The organism is Sutcliffiella horikoshii, assembly GCF_008180725.1.
GTDB classification, from domain to species: Bacteria; Bacillota; Bacilli; order Bacillales; family Bacillaceae_I; genus Sutcliffiella_A; species Sutcliffiella_A horikoshii_B.
The window spans coordinates 421,300-440,820 of record NZ_VTEV01000005.1 but is presented as its reverse complement, the minus strand read 5'-3'; the positions used below and the strand labels follow the sequence as shown (position 1 = coordinate 440,820).

Annotated in this window: 24 protein-coding genes; 14 read left to right on the top strand and 10 right to left on the bottom strand. The window is 39.9% G+C overall.

Translation table 11 applies throughout. The features are described from left to right. Positions 1 to 91: 91 nt before the first annotated feature. The 3 genes from FZC76_RS14505 to FZC76_RS14495 all read right to left on the bottom strand — a co-directional run bounded on the left by FZC76_RS14505 (position 92) and on the right by FZC76_RS14495 (position 2,125). A complete protein-coding gene (locus FZC76_RS14505; protein WP_148988878.1) occupies positions 92 to 397 on the bottom strand; it encodes an ArsR/SmtB family transcription factor in 306 nt (101 codons plus the stop codon). Positions 398 to 424: 27 nt separating this feature from the next. Continuing rightward, positions 425 to 1,189 (bottom strand): SDR family NAD(P)-dependent oxidoreductase, encoded by a 765-nt coding sequence (locus FZC76_RS14500; RefSeq protein ID WP_148988877.1) that lies wholly within the window; start codon positions 1,187 to 1,189, stop codon positions 425 to 427. 357 nt (positions 1,190 to 1,546) lie between these two features. Beyond that, a complete protein-coding gene (locus FZC76_RS14495; RefSeq protein WP_148988876.1) occupies positions 1,547 to 2,125 on the bottom strand; it encodes a hypothetical protein in 579 nt (192 codons plus the stop codon). 341 nt (positions 2,126 to 2,466) lie between these two features. Between FZC76_RS14495 and helD the strand changes: the two genes are divergently transcribed. From helD to FZC76_RS14465, 6 genes are all read left to right on the top strand, one after another. Beyond that, complete coding sequence (gene helD, locus FZC76_RS14490; RefSeq protein ID WP_148988875.1) at positions 2,467 to 4,791, top strand: RNA polymerase recycling motor HelD; 2,325 nt, start codon at positions 2,467 to 2,469, stop codon at positions 4,789 to 4,791. A 154-nt stretch (positions 4,792 to 4,945) separates the two neighbouring features. Next, positions 4,946 to 5,800: a helix-turn-helix domain-containing protein gene (locus FZC76_RS14485; protein WP_222928512.1), complete on the top strand. Its 855-nt coding sequence runs from the start codon at positions 4,946 to 4,948 to the stop codon at positions 5,798 to 5,800. Between the two features lie 216 nt (positions 5,801 to 6,016). Further along, positions 6,017 to 6,376, top strand: coding sequence for an ArsR/SmtB family transcription factor (locus FZC76_RS14480; RefSeq protein ID WP_148988873.1), 360 nt, complete (start codon positions 6,017 to 6,019; stop codon positions 6,374 to 6,376). After that, complete coding sequence (locus FZC76_RS14475; protein WP_148988872.1) at positions 6,360 to 6,812, top strand: SRPBCC family protein; 453 nt, start codon at positions 6,360 to 6,362, stop codon at positions 6,810 to 6,812. The genes FZC76_RS14480 and FZC76_RS14475 overlap by 17 nt, the downstream gene beginning before the upstream one ends. 34 nt (positions 6,813 to 6,846) lie before the next feature. Beyond that, a complete protein-coding gene (locus FZC76_RS14470) occupies positions 6,847 to 7,320 on the top strand; it encodes a DinB family protein (protein WP_148988871.1) in 474 nt (157 codons plus the stop codon). Positions 7,321 to 7,363: 43 nt separating this feature from the next. Further along, positions 7,364 to 7,828: an SRPBCC family protein gene (locus FZC76_RS14465; protein WP_187442083.1), complete on the top strand. Its 465-nt coding sequence runs from the start codon at positions 7,364 to 7,366 to the stop codon at positions 7,826 to 7,828. Positions 7,829 to 8,124: 296 nt separating this feature from the next. Here FZC76_RS14465 and FZC76_RS23100 read toward each other — a convergent pair whose 3' ends face one another. The 4 genes from FZC76_RS23100 to FZC76_RS14450 form a co-directional block, all read right to left on the bottom strand. Continuing rightward, positions 8,125 to 8,268, bottom strand: coding sequence for a hypothetical protein (locus tag FZC76_RS23100; RefSeq protein ID WP_187442082.1), 144 nt, complete (start codon positions 8,266 to 8,268; stop codon positions 8,125 to 8,127). Positions 8,269 to 8,276: 8 nt separating this feature from the next. Next, positions 8,277 to 9,434 carry a hypothetical protein gene (locus FZC76_RS14460; RefSeq protein ID WP_148988869.1) on the bottom strand — a complete coding sequence of 386 codons (1,158 nt, stop codon included), beginning with the start codon at positions 9,432 to 9,434 and terminating at the stop codon, positions 8,277 to 8,279. Continuing rightward, positions 9,421 to 9,945: an RNA polymerase sigma factor gene (locus FZC76_RS14455; RefSeq protein WP_148988868.1), complete on the bottom strand. Its 525-nt coding sequence runs from the start codon at positions 9,943 to 9,945 to the stop codon at positions 9,421 to 9,423. The genes FZC76_RS14460 and FZC76_RS14455 overlap by 14 nt, the downstream gene beginning before the upstream one ends. Before the next feature lie 219 nt (positions 9,946 to 10,164). Further along, entirely contained in the window at positions 10,165 to 10,710 is a 546-nt protein-coding gene (locus tag FZC76_RS14450) for a GNAT family N-acetyltransferase (protein WP_148988867.1), read from the bottom strand. Positions 10,711 to 10,859: 149 nt separating this feature from the next. Between FZC76_RS14450 and FZC76_RS14445 the strand changes: the two genes are divergently transcribed. The 3 genes from FZC76_RS14445 (at position 10,860) to FZC76_RS14435 (ending at position 12,567) form a co-directional block, all read left to right on the top strand. Next, positions 10,860 to 11,207 (top strand): hypothetical protein, encoded by a 348-nt coding sequence (locus FZC76_RS14445; RefSeq protein WP_148988866.1) that lies wholly within the window; start codon positions 10,860 to 10,862, stop codon positions 11,205 to 11,207. 190 nt (positions 11,208 to 11,397) lie between these two features. Then, the gene (locus tag FZC76_RS14440; protein WP_148988865.1) at positions 11,398 to 11,823 is read left to right on the top strand and encodes a hypothetical protein; all 426 of its coding nucleotides are present in this window, start codon (positions 11,398 to 11,400) and stop codon (positions 11,821 to 11,823) included. Positions 11,824 to 11,844: 21 nt separating this feature from the next. Next, positions 11,845 to 12,567, top strand: a complete 723-nt coding sequence (locus FZC76_RS14435; RefSeq protein WP_148988864.1) for a class I SAM-dependent methyltransferase — start codon at positions 11,845 to 11,847, stop codon at positions 12,565 to 12,567. Between the two features lie 21 nt (positions 12,568 to 12,588). On the opposite strand, the gene FZC76_RS14430 is transcribed toward FZC76_RS14435, so the two are convergent. Both FZC76_RS14430 and FZC76_RS14425 read right to left on the bottom strand, forming a co-directional pair. Beyond that, positions 12,589 to 13,143, bottom strand: coding sequence for a DUF3231 family protein (locus tag FZC76_RS14430; RefSeq protein ID WP_148988863.1), 555 nt, complete (start codon positions 13,141 to 13,143; stop codon positions 12,589 to 12,591). A 146-nt stretch (positions 13,144 to 13,289) separates the two neighbouring features. Beyond that, complete coding sequence (locus FZC76_RS14425) at positions 13,290 to 13,850, bottom strand: AAA family ATPase (RefSeq protein WP_148988862.1); 561 nt, start codon at positions 13,848 to 13,850, stop codon at positions 13,290 to 13,292. Between the two features lie 472 nt (positions 13,851 to 14,322). Between FZC76_RS14425 and FZC76_RS23095 the strand changes: the two genes are divergently transcribed. The 4 genes from FZC76_RS23095 to FZC76_RS14405 all read left to right on the top strand — a co-directional run bounded on the left by FZC76_RS23095 (position 14,323) and on the right by FZC76_RS14405 (position 17,952). After that, positions 14,323 to 14,484 (top strand): hypothetical protein, encoded by a 162-nt coding sequence (locus FZC76_RS23095; protein WP_187442081.1) that lies wholly within the window; start codon positions 14,323 to 14,325, stop codon positions 14,482 to 14,484. Positions 14,485 to 14,877: 393 nt separating this feature from the next. After that, entirely contained in the window at positions 14,878 to 15,795 is a 918-nt protein-coding gene (locus tag FZC76_RS14415) for a DoxX-like family protein (protein WP_148989048.1), read from the top strand. Next, positions 15,792 to 16,403 (top strand): DUF4166 domain-containing protein, encoded by a 612-nt coding sequence (locus tag FZC76_RS14410; protein ID WP_148988860.1) that lies wholly within the window; start codon positions 15,792 to 15,794, stop codon positions 16,401 to 16,403. The genes FZC76_RS14415 and FZC76_RS14410 overlap by 4 nt, the downstream gene beginning before the upstream one ends. Continuing rightward, positions 16,372 to 17,952 (top strand): YndJ family protein, encoded by a 1,581-nt coding sequence (locus FZC76_RS14405; RefSeq protein WP_148988859.1) that lies wholly within the window; start codon positions 16,372 to 16,374, stop codon positions 17,950 to 17,952. Before FZC76_RS14410 ends, FZC76_RS14405 begins: the two co-directional genes overlap by 32 nt. Positions 17,953 to 18,026: 74 nt before the next feature. On the opposite strand, the gene FZC76_RS14400 is transcribed toward FZC76_RS14405, so the two are convergent. After that, positions 18,027 to 18,953: an RNA polymerase sigma factor gene (locus tag FZC76_RS14400; protein ID WP_148988858.1), complete on the bottom strand. Its 927-nt coding sequence runs from the start codon at positions 18,951 to 18,953 to the stop codon at positions 18,027 to 18,029. 374 nt (positions 18,954 to 19,327) lie between these two features. Here FZC76_RS14400 and FZC76_RS23090 point away from each other — a divergent pair, with 374 nt between their 5' ends. Further along, a complete protein-coding gene (locus FZC76_RS23090; protein ID WP_187442080.1) occupies positions 19,328 to 19,477 on the top strand; it encodes a hypothetical protein in 150 nt (49 codons plus the stop codon). Positions 19,478 to 19,521 lie beyond the last annotated feature (44 nt).

Here is a 19,521-nt window from a genome sequence, read left to right as displayed (position 1 = left end):
ATTTTCTAGCATGAAAAAAAGCCAAGAATCTCAAGGATTCTCGGCTTTCCTGCGTATGTGTATGGGGGAATGGGTCGTCGTGCCTGTCCCCTCAACCCATGCAATCACTCTCCACAATATCAACTAATGCTTTCAACTGGCTCACACTAGTTTCCAAGGTTAACGAATAATAGCGCATGGTTCCTTTTTGTTCCATTTGTACCAGTCGATTGGCTTTTAATATTTTTAAATGGTGAGAAATGGCCGGTCGAGAAAGGGAGGACGTGTTTGCAATTTCTCCAACACTAAGGCTTTCGTGTTCTGCCAATAGTAATATGATATCTTGCCTGGCAGGATCACTTAATGTTGTAAACAACGGAATACAGGACCGAAAAACATCTATTGCTTTTTGTGTCATGGATGTGGCCTCATTTATGGATTTAGTTTAGTTTTCTTTCATGACAAGCTTCGCAACTTTAGCTGCTGTTCGTCTTGGTAAAAATTTGGCGGCCAATGCCCCAACTTTATTAAAACCGCCCGTTATCACCACACCTTTTCCTTGCATTAACGCATGATATCCTTGTTGTGCTACAACATCAGAGGACATAGCATTGCTAAACATTTTCGTGTTTTCTACTTTTGCAACTGAGCTAAAGTTTGTTTTGGTTGCGCCAGGACATAGAGTAGTTACTGTGATGTCATCTTCTTTTAACTCTTCAGCCAATGCTTCCGAAAAGGATAGAACAAAAGCTTTTGTTGCATAGTAGACGGCCATGTTAGGTCCTGGTTGAAATGCTGCAGTACTCGCTACGTTTAATATTTTTCCGGTTTTACTCTTTTTCAGGTCTGGCAGCAAATGATACGTTAATTCAGTTAAGGAGGAAACATTGAGCTGGATCATATTTAATTGCTGCTCAATATTCAGCCTTTCAAAGGATCCCAATAATCCAAAACCGGCGTTGTTTACTAATACATCCACGGAGATATTCTGTGATTTCATTTCATCCACTATTTCTTTAATTGCATTAGGCTTGCTTAAGTCCTTAGAAATTACGGTAACGTTAATGTTTGGGAAATCTCTCTTTATTTCTAGAAGCTTTTCTTCATTGCGTGCTATTACTACTAAGTTGTAGCTATCATTGGCAAATAATTTTACAAAGTCCAACCCAAGTCCACTAGATGCGCCTGTGATTAAAGCTGTTTTCGTCATATATAAATTACCTTCCTTTTTGTTAAAGTATTTAAATGTTTAAGTGTTTAAACATATAATACAAAATATATTTTACTTCTGTCAATTGTTTTTTAATAAATGTGTAAGGTAAAATTTGCAATGAATTACTCCTTCTCTGCTTATTCTTTTAATCTAGTGTTAGCTCCATATTTATTGTGAATGTATTGTGCTTGCTTGAAGCCCGATTTTGCGTTTGCCTGTCTCTTTCTCCAATTTCTCTCTGAGGAGAAATCTTAAGGTTCCTTAAGGAATAGACAGGAAGGCGCATAAAGATGAGTAAAAAGCCGAGAACACTTGGTACTCTCGGCTTTCGGGCTTATTCAAACATTATATTGATCAGCGTGCCTGTCCCCAAACTGACTCCAAAAAGTACACCATTTCTTCATTGATTACATATATCTTGATCATGTTACCATTGTAGTCGGGTGCTTTTTTTGTTTCCACAAGCCTTTGAAGTAAAGCGTTTTTTTCTTGATCTGATAAAGTATCCAGCTCATCTTCTAACCAAGTAGAATGCAAGTGAAACGTCTTCCATTCATCCTTAGAGTTTAACCAAGATGGTAAAGATGGTTCCTTTTTTTCGTTGTGGAACCCCTCTTTATATACTTCCATTTGGTCATCTATTGCTAAAATTATTTCAGAATTAAAGATGTTTTGGGAGTGAATATGAAGCCTTATGTAGAATTCATCCAGTTCTGCAGCAGCTTGTTCTTTCCACATTTTATACAGTTCTAGCATGGCGGAGACTACTTTCTTTTTATACCATGCAGGTACAGGGTGAATATCATGATAGGAGAACAACTTTAAGTTATCCACTTTATACTCCGTTAATTGTTGGGTATCAAAAGAAGAATGAGTTTCTATAAGTTTATCCAACTGACGAACTCTTCTTTTCCAGCCTCTAGTTTTTTTCATTTTGATGCACCTCTAGGAGTTATCGTATATGTTTATAAATTAACATATATTCCAAGGAGCAAAGCTTAAATATTCCTTAATATTGGGGGGGCACCGGATAATAAGCTGAGAGTGCCAAAACTCCTGGCTTTCTTACTGAAATAAACACAAAAAGGGCCGAGGTGCCTGTCCCCTCGACCCAAAAAATACTTGAATCCACCAAGAATCCATGGTAAAGTCAAGTAGATTGTATTTTTAATTTTTCAACGTTACTTATAATTATCCCTATTTTAATTTTACAATACAATCCACCTCCGAGTCAACCCCCTAACTATTCATTTTCGAAAAAAAGGAGTGTTTGCATGAGTACGGAAATACAGTTGGAGCAAAAACGTGTAGACGATGTGATGGAGACCATTACAGAGGAGATTGGGAAGCTGGAAAAGGAGACTTCCAGACGTAAGGATGAAGTCATTCATATTCGCAAACACTTTTGGGATGAAGTCAAGGTTAGTACGGATTCTTTTGATGATTATTTGGAAACAATCATTGGCTTAAGGCAAGAGGCACAAGCGCTGTCAGTGAGTCAGAGCTCGCATCGGCATGCGTCTAAACGGTTAATTACGCTGCGCAAAATGCAAGAAATTCCTTATTTCGGCCGGATTGACTTTATAGAGGACGGAACATCGGAAGAAGAGCAAATCTATATTGGAATCTCAGCCCTTATGGATCAAAGTGGGGAGGATTTCCTGGTCTATGATTGGCGAGCACCAATCTCAAGCGTCTACTATGATTACCAGCCTGGGCGGGCGAGGTATATGACCCCGGGTGGCGAAATAGAGGGAACCTTAGAAAAGAAGTGGCAGTACTTAATTCGAAATGGTGAACTCGAGTCCATGTTTGACACAAGTCTCACCATTGGGGATGAAATTTTACAAAAGGTTCTTGGTAAAGCGACTGCAGATAACTATATGCATAATATCGTCGCCACCATCCAGCAAGAACAGAATAGGATTATCCGTCATGACAGCGGTAGACTCTTAATTGTTCATGGTGCGGCAGGTAGCGGGAAGACATCAGCGGCTCTGCAACGGATTGCCTATTTGCTTTATAAATACAGAGATAACCTCGATGCAGACCAAATCCTTTTATTTTCCCCGAACTCCATGTTCAAGAGCTATGTGTCCAATGTCTTGCCGGAGCTTGGTGAGGAAAGCATGGAACAGGTTACCTTTCAAGAGTATCTCGATCACCGTCTGTCTAAAGCGTTTCAGGTGGAAAATCCTTATGAACAGTTGGAATATGTATTGACGGAGAATGGTTCGCCTGGCTATAGCGCAAGGCTTACTGGTATAAAATTTAAGGCGTCCCTTCGTTTTTATGATGCCATCCAATCTTATATGGAATCGTTAGCCGCGGAAGGAATGACGTTTAAGGACATCACTTTTAGAGGGGAAACGATTGTAACGGCCCAACAAATTTCGGATCGATTTTATCAACAAGAAACGTCCCTCCGCCTGTCCAACCGACTGGAAAAATTGAAGGATTGGCTGATTAAAGAGTTAAAATCCATTCAAAAGACGGAAAGCGATCAGTCATGGGTTCAGGAGGAGATGGAGCTTCTCAGTAACGAAGAATACCACGAAGCACGGGCGTTTTTGGCGAAAAAGAAAGGCTTGGAGAGAGAAGAAGTTGCGAATTATGAAGTGGATCCGAGGGCACTTGCACGTTTGCTTGTGCATAAGAAAATGAAGCCATTACGACAGCGGGTTCGCAGCTACCAATTTATCGATTTCAAAAGCCTATATCAGCAGATTTTTGCGGAATCAGCTAAGATTGGACAATGGCTGGAAGGGGAGGCACCTGAAGAGTGGCCGACGATCTGTCAGGGTACAATTGAAGCGCTGACGGCAGATAAACTGTGGTATGAGGATGCGACGCCGTTTTTACTTTTAAAAGAATTGATTCTTGGCTTTCAAATAAACAGTTCGATCAAGCATATTGTCGTGGACGAAGCGCAGGATTATTCTCCGTTTCAATTCGAGTTTATGAAGCGTCTTTTCCCTGCTGCCAGAATGACCGTTCTTGGTGACTTTAACCAGGCGATTTTTGCCCATGCAAGTGAAGCAGTCAACTTTGATGTGCTGGAGGGCCTTTATGGACCGGAGAAAACGGAAATCATTACTATTACGCGTAGTTACCGATCTACACGTCCGATTATCGAGTTTACGAGAAAACTTGTTCCAAATGGAGATAAAATAATTCCGTTTGACCGAGATGGCGAGGAGCCGTTGGTGACGGAAGTGGATGATTTTGAGAGCTTGCATGCTGGGATCACTTCACGAGTGGAGGAGTTAAAGGCTCGTGGATATCAAAGTGTTGCGATCATCTGCAAGTCGAGCGAAGAGAGTGGGAGGGCGTTTGAAGCACTTTCTGTAGACATCGAGAATTTGAAGCTGCTGAAAATGAACTCGATGGAGTACGAACAGGGCGTGGTCGTCGTGCCGTCGTACTTGTCCAAGGGTGTCGAGTTTGATGCTGTCATTATTTATAATGCGTCAGATGAAGTGTATGGTGATGAGAGCTTGAGAAGGGTATTTTATACTGCATGTACTAGGGCGATGCATTATTTGGAAATTTGTACGGTGGGGAAAGGTTCATTGACCCGGTTGTGCGTTAATAGATAGAATTTATTATTGAGAAGAAACCAAGTCTGTAATGATGGACTTGGTTTTCCTTTTAGCAGAATTGATTAAACTCAAGCATCACTTGATATACATAGTGGAAGAAAGAATTTACAATTAACCTATCAAAAGCAAAGAGGTGATGGAAGTGTTTGATATGAAGAGAATTGGAGTGCAGATTGCCAACTGGCGCAAAGAGAAGAAGTTGACACAGATGAATTTGGCGGATCAACTGGGGGTAAGTTATCAGGCGGTGAGTAATTGGGAGCGTGGCGAGACGATGCCGGATATTGCAAAGCTACCTGAACTTGCGACCATTTTAGAGGTAAGTATTGATGAGCTATTGAATCATGAAAAGGGAAGTGCTCTGATTCAGCAGATTATAGCTGGGGAAGAGAAGGAATATATAGCTTCTGCTGAGGAGTTTTCCAATGTAGCGCCGCTCCTTGATTCCGAAAAAGCGGATGTGCTTTTTAAAAGTCTATCAGATACTCTCACCATGAAAGATTTGGCCACATTTGCACCGTTTATCAGTCAAGATGTGCTTGATGAATGTGCCAAAAAGAAATTTGATGAAGAAGGAATAAAACCGTTAGCAGGCATTGCGCCATTTGTAAGTCGTGAACTACTGGATGAATTCGCGGAAAAATCAGTGAGCGAGCAAGGGATTAAATCCATCGCCCCAATTGCCCCATTCATAAACCGTGACAAGCTGGGACTCTTTGCAGAAAAAGAATTTGATTCACAAGGATTAAAACAAATAAGTGTGATTGCTCCTTTTCTGAAACAAGAAGTACTAACTTCACTGGCAAAGCAAGGTTTTGAAAAAGAAGGAATCCGTTCTATTGTACCGCTCTGCCCATTTATGGATAAAGAAGTGTTGAATGAACTTGCGCTCAAAGCTATTTCAGAAAAAGGGTTAAAAGAAATTATACCAGTCATGCCATTCGTTGATCAGGGAGTACTTAATGCGGTTTGTGGGGACAGGTTCCTTGACCCGTCTGTGCGTTAATTTAAAATAAGTATTTGTACTACGAGTGCATAGTCCGCTGCATTGGAATTCGGTTTTTGTCTTGCTGGAAGAAAAATTTACGTAAAGTCCGCCACAAACGTTTGGGATTAAATGTTTGTGGTTTTTTATGTTATGAAACATGGGAGTGAGGGTTTAATCTATCCCACCTTTCGAAAAAACTTGCATTTCTATTTTTGATACCTTATAGTTAACTGCATGGTTAACTATTATAAACAAAATCTTGATCAAGTATTTTCTGTATTATCAGATCCAACCAGAAGGGCCATTATTCAGGAGTTATCAAAAGGTGAGAAGACAGTGAAAAAGCTGGCTGAGCCTTTTGATATGTCTTTACCTGCGTTTTCAAAACATATGAAGGTGTTAGAAAATGCCAAATTAGTCTCTTTTAGAAAGGTAGGAAGGTATAAGTATTATCATCTTCACCCAGAAGCTTTTGATGAGGCGACAAAGTGGCTAAATGATCTCAAGTCGTTCTGGGAAGGTCAGCTGACAAGCTTAGAAAGATATTTATTAAAAGAAGAAAAGGGAGGAAACAATCATGATCACGATGAATAGCCCCCATGATTTTACACTACAGTTAAACCACACTTACCCTGTCAAAAAGGAAAGAGTGTTTCATGCATGGACAAAGCCTGAAGAACTGAAGAACTGGTGGGGGCCAGATGGATTTACCACTACGATTGATGAAATGAATGTGGAAGTGGACGGAGCATACAAATTTAGTATGCATTCTCCAGACGGAAATACACATGTATTAACAGGTCAATATTTAGAAGTCGTACCGCATGATAAATTAGTTTTTACTTGGAAGTGGGAAAATGGAGACGAAGAATTTCCTGCAACAAAAGTTACCATTGATTTCGTGGAAAAGGAAAATTCTACTGAAGTGGTAGTCACACATACACACCTTCCAAGTGAAGAAGCTGCACAGAATCATAATTTTGGTTGGACAAGTTCATTAGAAGAAAGCCTTAGAAAATACGTGGGATAATTAATATAGGATAACGAAAAGGGAGAGAAATGAAATGAATGAAAAAATGATATTTGATCAGATGGAATTTGCGCGTAACATTGTATTAAAGCATGCTGAGGATGTAACAGAAAAAAATGCAGATATGGTTCCAGATGGATTCTCAAATTCTTTGCGCTGGCAGCTTGGTCACATTTACGCTGCAGTAGAAGGCATTGCTTTTCATTATTCAAATGAAACAATGAATCTTCCTGAAGGATATGGAGAACTATTTAAAAGTGGAACACGACCATCAGAGTGGAAAGTAACTCCGCCAGCACTTGATGAAATCCTAACATTATTATCAGAACAAGTTGGTCGGGTTAAAGAAACATTTGCAGGCCGTCTTGATGAAAAGATCTCACAACCAGTACCTATCGGACCTTTAAAACTGGAGACTATTGGGCAATTACTTTCCTTTGCAGCTTTTCATGAAAGTGAACATATCGGTGTGATTAAGTCTTTGAAAAATGCTGTAAAAGAAAAATAATTTCGACATGCTTTTCTTAAGAAAAGAGAGGAGGCGAGCTTTCGTGCCAAACGATTATCATGCAGAAATAACTTTACCGATACCAGCCCTAAAATTGTATCATTCCGTTTCAACAGAAGAGGGCGTTCGCAGTTGGTGGACAGTGTTTACAAAGCTTGAACATGAGGTCGGAGGAACTGCCGAATTTCGTTTTCCAAAAGCCGGTTTTTATGTGAAAGCCGAAATCACTGAGCTAGTACCAAACCAATTAGTGGAATGGAAGGTCATCGATTCTTTGCATCCAGAGAGCAGTGGATTCCAAAGCTTACGTGACTGGGAAGGAACCGTCATTCGTTTTGAAATTCAATCGGTAACTGAAAAAGTATCAGTTTTACAGTTTACCCATGTCGGGCTGAATGAAGAGCTAGAATGCTTTGACGCATGTCAGCGAGGCTGGACTTCTTATTTAACAAGCTTGCAAAACTTGGTTGTCTCTGGAAAAGGGACTCCTTACAAGGAAGAATACTAGGAAAATAATCGGTAATAGCTTTAGCACCCTTTCTAGATATTTTGGAAGGGTGTTTTTTTGTTTCAGCTTGGTGGTGTTATACTTGTTGGTGCATTTTTATTTTCGCATATTATATCAGAATAGGGGACAGTAGAACCGTCCCGTAAGTAAAAGTAGGAGGCGATAATATGCAACAAAAGATGTGGTTCTTGGTGAATGCCTCATGATATTCTATTGGCTGAAACAGTCCTTGGTAATTCTTTTACTTGTTTTATTTGCGTTCGTAGCAAATTTATATCTGATTAACCCTTATTTGACTATGGAAAATACACTTTTAAAACAACTGGTAGTCCTAGTGTCCGTTTCACTGATTTTGTTTGCGTGTAATCAATTGCTCTATAATCATGAAAAGTAAAAAAAGAATTCATGCAGCATCCGATATGGGATAAAATGTTCATCATCCTCCTAGTTACTGAAGTGGTATAAACGCAACAGCCCAACTCCCGTCATTCTCCTTTACCATCTGAAAGGCCCATTCTTGACCATAGATGTTGGTGTAACTTATATGGCCATAGCTATCTCCGTGGTCATGAAAGGTACCATCCTGAATACCAAAGAGGACATCTTTGTCAGGAATGACCATCTCTCTAAAATATTCCTCTTTTTCAATTCGTCTTACATCCTCGCGATCTGTGTAAAGCTCGTATTGTAACTCCCACTCTTTGTCGCTTGTAGCTTGCACAAATAATTTCGCAATGCTGATAGGGGAGAGGTCTAATAGTAGTTGCTGGTTGAAACCCATTTTTAACTGTTGATAAACATCAAGTTCCTCGGCAGTTAACTCAAAATTTGCTGCTTCGGGATTTCCTTCTACTAAAACAGGAGAGTTTCCATTTGCATAAAGCGTGTCAATAGAATAGATTATTTGACCATCTCTCGTTAACCCATGTAGTTCAAACATTTCGTCTGGTTTTATATCTGTAAAAGCAAACCAATATCTCTCTCCACTCTTTGACATAATTTTCTCGGTCTTAACTTCTTGCTTTGTCTCAACCTTTTTCAAAAGTACTTCTGAAACATCTGAGCTAATGATTTTTCCGAAAACTAGAGGGAAGGGAGAATCTTCATTAATAGGAGATATAAATTCATGACTTATATGACTCTGATCAATGATCGCATGTTCTCCACCATCTGTAATATCCTCCCGACCTTGATTAATATTACTAATAAACATGGCACTTACCATTTCTATATTTACCTCTTTTTTTATTTGGTAGGTGAAAAGAACCATCGCACCGGAATCTACTTCTTCTATATGAAGTATTTCATAGTCATCATGTTCAATAAGTAAGTCCGCCACCTTCTCCTCCCAAGTCTCATTTGCAACCACTGCGCTATCACTCGACCTCTCCAAGTTATTGAAAATCGCCGGTATTAAAATAAGCATAAATATCAGCGTTGCCGCACCTAAGGCAACATAGTACTTCCGGGGAGTGGATGCTTTCTTTTCAACAGACTCAGGCATTACGTTCATTCTAGAATTCACCTGTTCTTGAACTCTCTCTCGTTCCTTGTCACTCATCACAATTTTTTGATTTAGGGCTTGGAAGTCATTAGATTGCTTCATATCGGAATCCCTCCTTTTCCAGTTCTTTTCGCAAAATTTTTAGGGCTCGGAATAAATCAACCTTTACCTTTGCCTCAGAACACCCCAGAATCTCAGCTGTCTCCCCAATCGAAAACTCCTTTATTTTGCGTAAAATAATGACATCCCTAAAGGAAGGCTTGATTTTACTTATGGCAAGATACAACTGCTTTTCAGACTCATTTAGAATTGCGATATCTTCTGCTGACTTTTCATCATGCAAGCCAAAGGGAAGAAAGCTTAAGTAGTTTGCTATTGTTTTGTTTTTTCGTATAAAGTCTATGGTTAGGTTACGAGCAATCCGGAATAACCAGCTTTTCTCACGACCACCATGAAAATTTTCTAAATGATTGTAAGCTCGAACAAACGTATCCTGCACAATATCCAACGCCTGCTCCCGGTCCCCAATCATAAAAAAAGCATAATTAAACACATCATTACTGTAAGTCTCATACCAATCATTAATCCGCTGCTTCCTACCGAGATGATCCATACCCCCACCCCTTTCTTTTCTCTTTATTATTACAACGCGCCACCAGAAGATAAGTTACAAAAAATTGAGGAGACAGGCACGGTGACCCATATTATATTAGGACTCGATATTGAAAATTTTCGGATGAAAAAGAAGGGTAACATCCCTAGGCATTGCGACAAAAGGAAATACCTAAACAGAAGATTATGATATTATTTACAATTATAGCACCGTGACCCATTAATAAAACGGCCGCGGTCTCTGTCCCCTCGGCTCTATATTCTCCCACCCATAAACAACTTCCGTAAGTTCCTTCCCAGCAATCTGCACTTCAAGTTCATCTATTTTTATGCCACCTAGTGCTTCGTAAAATAAACACGAATCATTATCTTTCAAAACTAGAACAAGCATGGTGTTTAATCCCATTCCTATGATTTCGTCAACGATTGGTTGAACAAGTGCTTTTCCAACCCCTTGGCCTTGATACTCATTTAAAATATAGATGGCGTATAATTCCCCATCGTAGCCATCATACCTACCACTTCGTTCTTTCCCGCCGGATGAAAAACCAACTATTTCCCCTCCATTATCTTCTGCTACATATACTCCTCCGTTAGGAATGCTGTTAATCCATATTTGTTCCCGGCTTTCATAAGTTAAATTGTTCAAGTATTCATCCGGTACAATTTTGGCATATGTAGTTTTCCAACTTTCAACGTGTACTCTAGCTATCCCTTTCGTATCTGATAAAGTTGCTTTTCTAATTTTAAAAACCTTATTATCCATTTGCTTACCTCCCGTCTAAATATCACTTCAAATCCTCTCACAAGTTGCAGATTAATTTACTAGATTCTACGGTCCTTCAGGCAATTTAGTTTCACAAAAGACACGAGATACTGGTAAAATAATACTAAAACATTAAAACGGTGAAATGAATGCAACTAAAAATGTTTAAAGATATAGATATAACCAACCCAGAGCCACCTTATTTTCAAGTGGATGATAGTCAAAGAATACGGTTTGGATGGACGGTGCTTGAAGAGAATCCAGGAACGCTTAAGAGAATTTTTAAAAGCCTGAAGCTAGAAAAACAATCAAGGGTGGATTGCACCTTTCTTTCTGGCTATGAGTCGGATAGGTTCAAGCAAAAAGAAACACTCCATCTAGGTAGAAGGTTCTCCATCACCAACTGGAGAGAAAATCGAATCTGGAGTGACGATTTAGACTGTACATGTGTTTATACGACCATCACAAATGTAACCACGGGAAGTTTATACCGATAGATGATTGGGCTAATGAGAGGGCATCAGAGGTCGTTACATATTTGCTTTTACAATGAAGCCTTCCTTTTATATGCAAGCTCGGATGTACTTGATATTGTCTCTAGTGAATCGAATATCAGCATTTTTAAAGAAACTTTTAGGGAGTATTATGATACATATCATGAAGAGAGGGAAAGAGGGGACGGTAAAGTTGTTTAAAAAACTATTAATTTTCGCAGGTTTCCTAGCTATTTTAGGAGCTTGCACAACGCAAGAGCAAGAATTAATCAAAGAACCAATAAGCCTTAAAGAAGTGTTAGAGGTATTAACTGAGGAAGGGTATAATTTAGATGAAAAAGAAAACATTGCAACTGAGAGTGTTTTCGCACAAGAACTAAATGCTGTGACACCTGAAGTATATAGTATAGAAGAGAACATGTTGTCCATATATATTTTCGCCTCACCAACCGAAAGAGCAAAAGGTATTGTAGACTTTGAAGAAAAAACCGCCACAATGGAAGTGATAGAACACCATTCTTATGGAATAAATAACATTTTGGTATTCTATGTGAGTGAAGATGAAAAACTGCAGAAAGATTTGTTTGATGCGTTAATTTTATTGGATACCCCAAAGTAAAAGATAGAGGAGGCGATAAACATGACCAACCCCACCAAAGACACCTACAACAAACTAGCCCAAACCTATCAAAATGACACGGACGAAGGAAGTCCTTATAACGCTTACTACGAACGGCCGGCAATGATGGCTGCTTTGCCGGCTGACTTGAAGGGTAAAAAAGTGTTGGATGCCGGTTGCTCGGCTGGCTGGTACTGTGCTCAAATGGTGCATCGCGGTGCCGAAGTTACGGGAATTGACCTAAGTCCGGACATGATAAAAGCGGCAAAAGAGAGGGTGGGGGACGATGCGACGTTTCTTTGCCACGATCTTCAAGAGCCTCTGCCATTTCAGGACGATTCCTTTGATGTGATTGTCAGCTCCCTTACGCTTCACTATTTGAAGGATTGGACCTCGACATTCAAGGAATTTAGCCGTGTTTTGAAGCCAGGCGGGATCTTCTTATTTTCGATTCATCATCCGTTCATGGACTATACGAACTTCCAGTGTGAAGATTACTTCCACACACAGCTACTAACAGATACTTGGCAAAAGCCGACCATCACCATTGAAGTCAGTTTTTACAGGAGGCCGATGGAGGATATCGTCAATCAAACTACTCAATTTTTCATGCTTGATAAACTGATGGAACCAAAGCCTCACGAGAAAATGAGAGACATTAAAGAAAAGGCTTATCACTATCTCATGACAAGTCCTCATTTCCTTATAGTGAAAGCAATGTCTAAAAAAATGCCCAAGGAATAAGATCTCTGGGCAATTGTGCATTTAATTAGGTGGATGGGGAGCGCCAGGTGGATTATATGGTGGTGGCACTCTTAACCAACCTCTGGCTTTCATTAAATTTTTCAGTGGTGCAGCAAATTTCATTAAATTAACCTGTATGGAAAAAAACAAAAGCCCCACATCGGTTCGAACTGTTTTGGACATAGCTTGGGCACAGAAGGTTACGGAGGCCGCAACTTTTACAGAAATAAGATTGGCAATCTCATCATCGGTTAATCTAACACCCTCGGGAACAGCACTTGGTTCGGAGGCTGGTTTATTTGGATAAATAAGGGGCAGTGGCACTCCTTCTTTAATCAGGAATTCCTCTATCTTTTTCGTATCAGCGAAGCTGCCTTCCAGCGCCTCTTCCAAAACGGGCTTCAAGTCAGTGTCAGTGGTAGTGTTGAGTGCAACCTGATAAAGAGTATGCGCTTCCTTAAAAGCTGTAAAAGCTGTCCAAAGATCCATTACTTCGCCAACATGTAAAGGGAATTTAGGCTCTTCATCTGTGAAATTTTTAATGATGGCTGCTATGGCTTCTATTGCGCTAGTCATGGTGAAACCTCCATATCCTGAAAACTTTTTCTAAAAAAGTAGCTCTCTCTAATCTTTTAGTATGGGGTTTTTCGTAAAATTTATTACAGTTTTCGAAATATGGGGAAAGGACCTAGAGGAAAAGGAGGAGGGGAGGCCTCGAACCCTTAAAAGTCGAAGCGATTCTTAATAGCCCTTGCGACATCCTCCGCGCTCATATTCGTATTATCAATCTTAATGTAATTCTCAAATGGTATCTCCCCATCCATTGAGTTCAACCGATGCTTCTCCAACGTCTCCAACAAATCGTTCTCCGACCATTCCAAATCTCGCTTTTTCGGCTTGTGCTCCAGGCGGTTTGGCGTTTTATTTCGCTCCAGCCGCTCGTCTAGATCTGCTTCCAATTCGACATAGTAAACTGTCGCACCTCTGGACTCAAACAACTGGGTGAGGTTCTTCACATACTCCCAATCTGACTCCTTATCAAACATCCAAACATAAGTGAAAATCATGCCATACAGGTCGCTTTTTGAAACCTCTTCAAAAATCTCCTGCCTAAACAAATTCACTAACCGCTTTGCTTCCTTTGTGCTGTAGTCAAAAAAATGCCCAACCAAGTCAATCGTCATATGGTTATGAAAAAGCTTTAAATCCGTTATTTTCTCTAACTCTTGGCCAACCGTCATTTTCCCGACTGCTTGGGGGCCGAATATATGTACAAATTTCATAGGGATCGCTCCTTTAAATATAGAAAATATGAAATCCTAGGTTGTTAGCCTGGTAATCAGCATCATCTAACCGATGACACAAAAGAATTAGGAATATTTTAACATACCAAAAAGTGTTTTTTAATGATTGGTTTGAAAAATATTATATTTCTGAAAAAATAACCGTAGTTATGGATATATATGTTAAATTATAAGGAGAGAATTTTTAAAAAGTAAAGGTACTTGGTGAAAGAGGGGGAAATCAATTTGTTGTACGAAAATTTAAATGCTTTCATTTATGGATTTTTATTTTGGTGGGCTATACTCCTTGTTTTCAAAAGGTTTCCTGGTAGCTATAAGCACAAAAACACTTGGAAAAGAGACATATCCGTTACGTTTATTCAAAGTTTAGTTTTGCTTGCAGCTTTTCAGATTGTCTTTTATTTTCAAAATAGCTGAACACAATTATTAAGCGAAGTAAGAGGGTGTATGGATGATATATAAAGTGCTGTTATTTATGGCCATTGCTATTTTCATTTTCAATTATTTAGTCGGACCGCGTTTCTTAAATATGGAAAGTACTGATAATGGATTATTTGGGGGATTAATGATGTTGTGTATAGTTATCGGGCATATCTTGGAACGAGAAAAATGAGGTGAGAGGTAAAATTGGTCAGTGTGCCTGTCCCCTCGACCATAGGGAGGTTTCTTTCGCTTGTGCAGAGCGGTAGAAACCTCTTTTTTTTGTAAAATTGTAGAACGTTGGCGTGGAAAGGTAGAAGCACGTTTGGGAAATGTAGAAGGTAACTCGGGAAATGTATAAGCTGATCGAAAAAAGGTCGAAGGTGACAGGGAAAAGGTATAAGTGTATGTAAGCAACAAAATGGAGCAACCACGAAAGATGAAAATCGTGTTGGCAGGTAACTGTGTGTGTTTCTAACTTTACTTTCTGACTCTTGAAAAAGGATAAGCGCTTATTTTTTTGAAACTCTATTATTCTCCCATTTCCCACGTTAACCTATGTTATTTTATTAATAGAGGTGACATGATGAAAAAGAAGCCGATTTATGTAGAAATTCCAATTGAGTCTAGTATAGATGACATCTGGGAGAAAACTCAGGATCCTAAATTGCATGAGCAGTGGGATTTACGTTTTTCTTCTATTACCTATTTACCAAAGGAATCAGAGGATAGCCCGCAGTCCTTTTTATATGAAACGAAAATTGGGGGTGGGCTGAAAGTTGCCGGTTGGGGGAAAAGCATTGGTACGCATGATAAGAAGGATGGGTCGAAAACGTCTTCATTGCATTTTGGTACGGATCAAAAGATTTCTCCCATTTCAGAAGGAAAAGGCTACTGGCGATACATACCGACTGATAAAGGGATCACCTTTTTAACCCAGTATGACTATGAGGTGCGTTACGGATGGTTTGGCAGATTGTTAGATTTTTTTTTCCGTCCTGTTATGGGGTGGGCCACAGCGCTTAGCTTTGATGTGCTGAAGCGTTGGGTAGAAAAGGGGGAAACGCCGCGAACACAGTATGTGCGTTTCTTTAGTACCATGCTAATTACTATGCTGTTTTTCTTTGTTTGGTCTTATCAAGGACTTGTCCCGAAGTTGCTGGCTAAACATCCTGAGGAAGTGTCCATGTTTTCTAGCTTAAGCTCCATGGAAGGGGCTGCTGCGGTACAGGCTGTTGGGATTATTGGGGTTTTAGAAATATTATTTGCAGTTCTATGGCTTTTTTATCGTAAAAAAAGACACTTATTTGCTTTGCAGATTCTGGTTTTTCCTCTATTAACCGCCAGTGCCTTAATTGCTAGTCCATCAATGGCAACACACCCGTTTAATCCTGTTACGTTTAATGCTAGTCTTTGGGTTCTTTCCATCATTGGCTTTTTACTAGCAAAGGATGTACCAACGGCAACCAGTTGCAAGCGCACAAGAAGGGGCGATTCAAAATGACCATCTATCAAGAACTATTGGGGGAGGATTTTCAGCGGCTTCACCCAAAACTACAGGATCGTTACGCATTACCAATTGGTAAACCGTTTTATGGAGTGGGAACGATGGTAAAAGTGAAGACAGGTTCACCATGGCTGAAACCCTTTTTAATTTTATCAGCTCGTTGGCAATTTCTTTTCCCTGAAAGCGGAAAAGATGTGCCGTTTACCATAAAAAATACTTCTCGATCACTGCCGTCCGGTAAAACGGAAATATATTGGGAACGCACCTTTCATTTTGAAAAGATTTCTCGGAACTTTAACGCGTACATGACAATCGATCCGAAGCGTAAAGTGGTAAAGGATTATTTAGGGGAGCCGCATTTATTTTATTCGGATTTAAAAATGAGCGTTACTCGGGAAGGACGAATGCGGATTCGCTCTGGTTCTCAACGGTTTTTGGCAGGTAAACGCGAAATTCCTATTCCCCGGTTATTAGAAGGTGTGGTAACCGTGGAGGAAGGGTATCATGATGCGCGGGAAGTATATACGATTCAAGTGGAGATACGAAATCGAATGGTAGGGAGGGTGATGGCTTATGAAGGCGAATTTAAAGCACAGCCTCTTTAGTCCCATTACTCTTGCAGGTATTTTCTTTTTCTTAGCAAGCAGTCTCTTTACAGCAGAACCCTATTTATTAATGCTGACTGCTGCACAATTGATTTTCGTTCCTCTCATGCTCCAGCTGCTAGTGGAAGTCAAGCGGAAGCATATTATCTTCACGTGGATGACGATGCTAGCAGTCTTTTTATTATCAGTGGTCCCATCTAGCACAGGGCAAATCATATTAGCCTTCATCTATTTGATGTTTACTTTTTTTGTCGCGTTATACGGGGTAAAGCGGTTCTTCAAACGTGGCTTTACTAATTGGGCAGAACTACCGATTGATATTGGTATGATGTATTTGTTTGTAGGGGGCCTATGGTTCTTTGCATATATTGCGGGAGTTGATACCGGTTTTAGTCCGCTGATCACGTGGTTAACAGCCATTCATTTTCACTACTCCGCCTTTTTATTTCCTATTTCGTTAGGGTTCTTTGGGCGTTTGCACGATTCCAACTGGTATCCTTTTATTGTCGGGAGTATTTTAGCTGGCCCGATGCTCGTTGCCATCGGCATCACGTTTTGGCCTTTACTAGAATTTATCTCTGTGCTGGTTTACATTTTTGCCATCTATAGCTTAATCATTCTTGCATTTCGAACACGTTTTGTGACCAACCTGCAGGCACTTTTCATAAGGCTCTCCTACGTTGCACTTGGTATCACCATTGTTTTTTCCTTGCTTTATGCGGCCAATAGCGCGTTTGGAAGTTGGTTTGTTAGCATTGATTTTATGTTGATGTTTCATGGCTTTTTTAATTGTGTTGTTTTTGGAATGGTAGGGGTTATTGGGTGGGTGATGGCGCCACCTCCTTCCAAACAGACTGACTGGAACTTTCCGGTAAGTCAGATACGAGGGAAGCTAAAAGGAGCGGGAGAACAACGACCGGGATTAGTAGATAATCTAAATGATTTTGTGGATGTAAAAGCTTTACCCAACACCATCGTTCATTTCTATGAGCAAACAGAACGGTATCAGCTAGTTGCTTCTGTAAAATGGTCGACATGGTTTAAACCATTGGCATGGTGTTACAAATGGGTGAGCACACAAATGCAACAATTAAACCTTCCTATCTCGAGTAAACCTACTGAGATGACTTTTACAATCCGGGCAGTGGATTCAAAGCTTGATGGGAGAAAAAATCCTAGGGCCTGGGTCCGTCAGGTGGAAAATCAAACTGTATTTGTCGCGATTTATTCTCAGCATGAGACCGAGGGGAGAACCTATATGAATATAGCACTTCCTCTTCCTTACTCGTCCATGATTGGTGTTTTGCAGCTTGATGCTGTGAACGATGGGTCGCTTGTTCTTTCAAGTGAAGGTGAAGGGGATCCGGGGATTTATTTAGCAGCGGGGAAGACGATTTTCAAGCTGCCGTTATCCGAGTACTTCATTATTAAAGCAACAGGTGAAGGGGGGCTTACTGCTGAGCATAAGATGAAGATTTTTGGGGTGCCTTTTTTGAGGGTTGATTATAGGATTGATGAAAGTGGGTTTGCTTCGAGCGGTCCAACTTAAAGTATAAAGGGGGAGAGAGGGGAACTGGTTGCTGAAATGGGTCAGCAAACCTGTTCACTCGACTCCCCCAATAATCAATTCCAGTTTACAGGTGGCTTAACCAATTGCGCTTTTAATCCAAGCTCTTCTGCAGCTGCCAGGATAAATTCTTTTCTGAAGAAGTAGCTTTTGTGGCTTACGATTTTGTCGTTTTCAATTTCTTGAATTTGTATGTCATGAATTTCGCCATTGGCTAACACGATAATGACGGCTTTACCCCAAAGAATAAATTCTTGAGCAGTATGGCCGGGTAACCCAAATTTAAGGGAGCCTTTTAACATTTCGTCTTTAGAGAATTCCTGGAAACCGAAGAACGCTTCATTTTGTGCTTGATCACTAAACAGACTCAGCATACTTTCTAAATCGCCATTATTAAAAGCTTGTAAGTATGCTTGAATGGTGTGGTTTTGGACTTGTGAATCCCAGTTCGTCTTGGGTTGTGAAAAGTCCATAGATGCTATTTTTCTTCTCGCACGTTGAACAGCCGAATAGACACCGCCGGGCGTACTATGGACGATTCCGGCTATTTCTTCTGCACTAAATTGAAATATGTCCATTAGTAAAAATGCAGCTGTTTGCTTTGGAGTCAAATTCAATTCCAAAGATGTTAGGATTTCTTCCAGTATGAGATGGTCAGAGAAATCAACATTAGTTTCAGGTGCTTCATCTAACGTACCTATTTGACGTTTTTGCTTTCTGCACTGATCAATCCACGTATTGGTTGCCACTCTAAAAAGATAGTGTTTCTTGTCCGTAATATCACTCCAACGCTCTGGTAGTAACCCAAAAGCCTTTATCATCGTCTCTTGAAAAAGGTCTTCTCCATCCCAGGAAGAACCAGTGACATATTTACAATAATTCCACAAATCTGTTGTGTAAACAGAAACTAATTCCTCAAATTCATATCTTAGTTTTCGTGCTTCTTCCACCAAACCTCTGTTAATGGTACTTGCCTTTTCCATATGAGTTCCCTCCTAAAGTGTTTATACTATAAAGACGTTTTGAAATTGTAGAATTATACGGGTAATGGAGAATTTAGTTTACTAGTTTCATTATCGATGATTTTAGGGATATGAGGAAGGCAGAAAGATAAAACCTCAGAGTATTTTTTAGTGATTTAAGATATGTTGAAATACCGATACTTAAACAATCGTTTGTTCAAAATTTTATTTTGTAAGTTGAAATAGGGGTTGAAGAGCGTTCGTGATTTTTCAACCATTTTCGCAAGGTATATTAGGATAAGGAATAGTGGAAAAGTGTTCTTCTCTCTTTAATAAACCAATGGCAAATATTACGCTTATAGTGTAAAATTACACAAAAGAGGAGGAGGGTGATTATGTCATTCCTAACAATTATTACTGTTCTTATACTGGGTATCTCCATGCTAGTCGTCGGTTATATTACCAAGAAAAATTGGTTGAAATTACTGTCTTTGTTTCCAACGTTGATCTCCGTGATCCAATTAATTATCTTGATGAATTTGTGAGAAAAAGGTGGGTCGCCGTGCCTGTCCCCTCAACCCACCGCTAG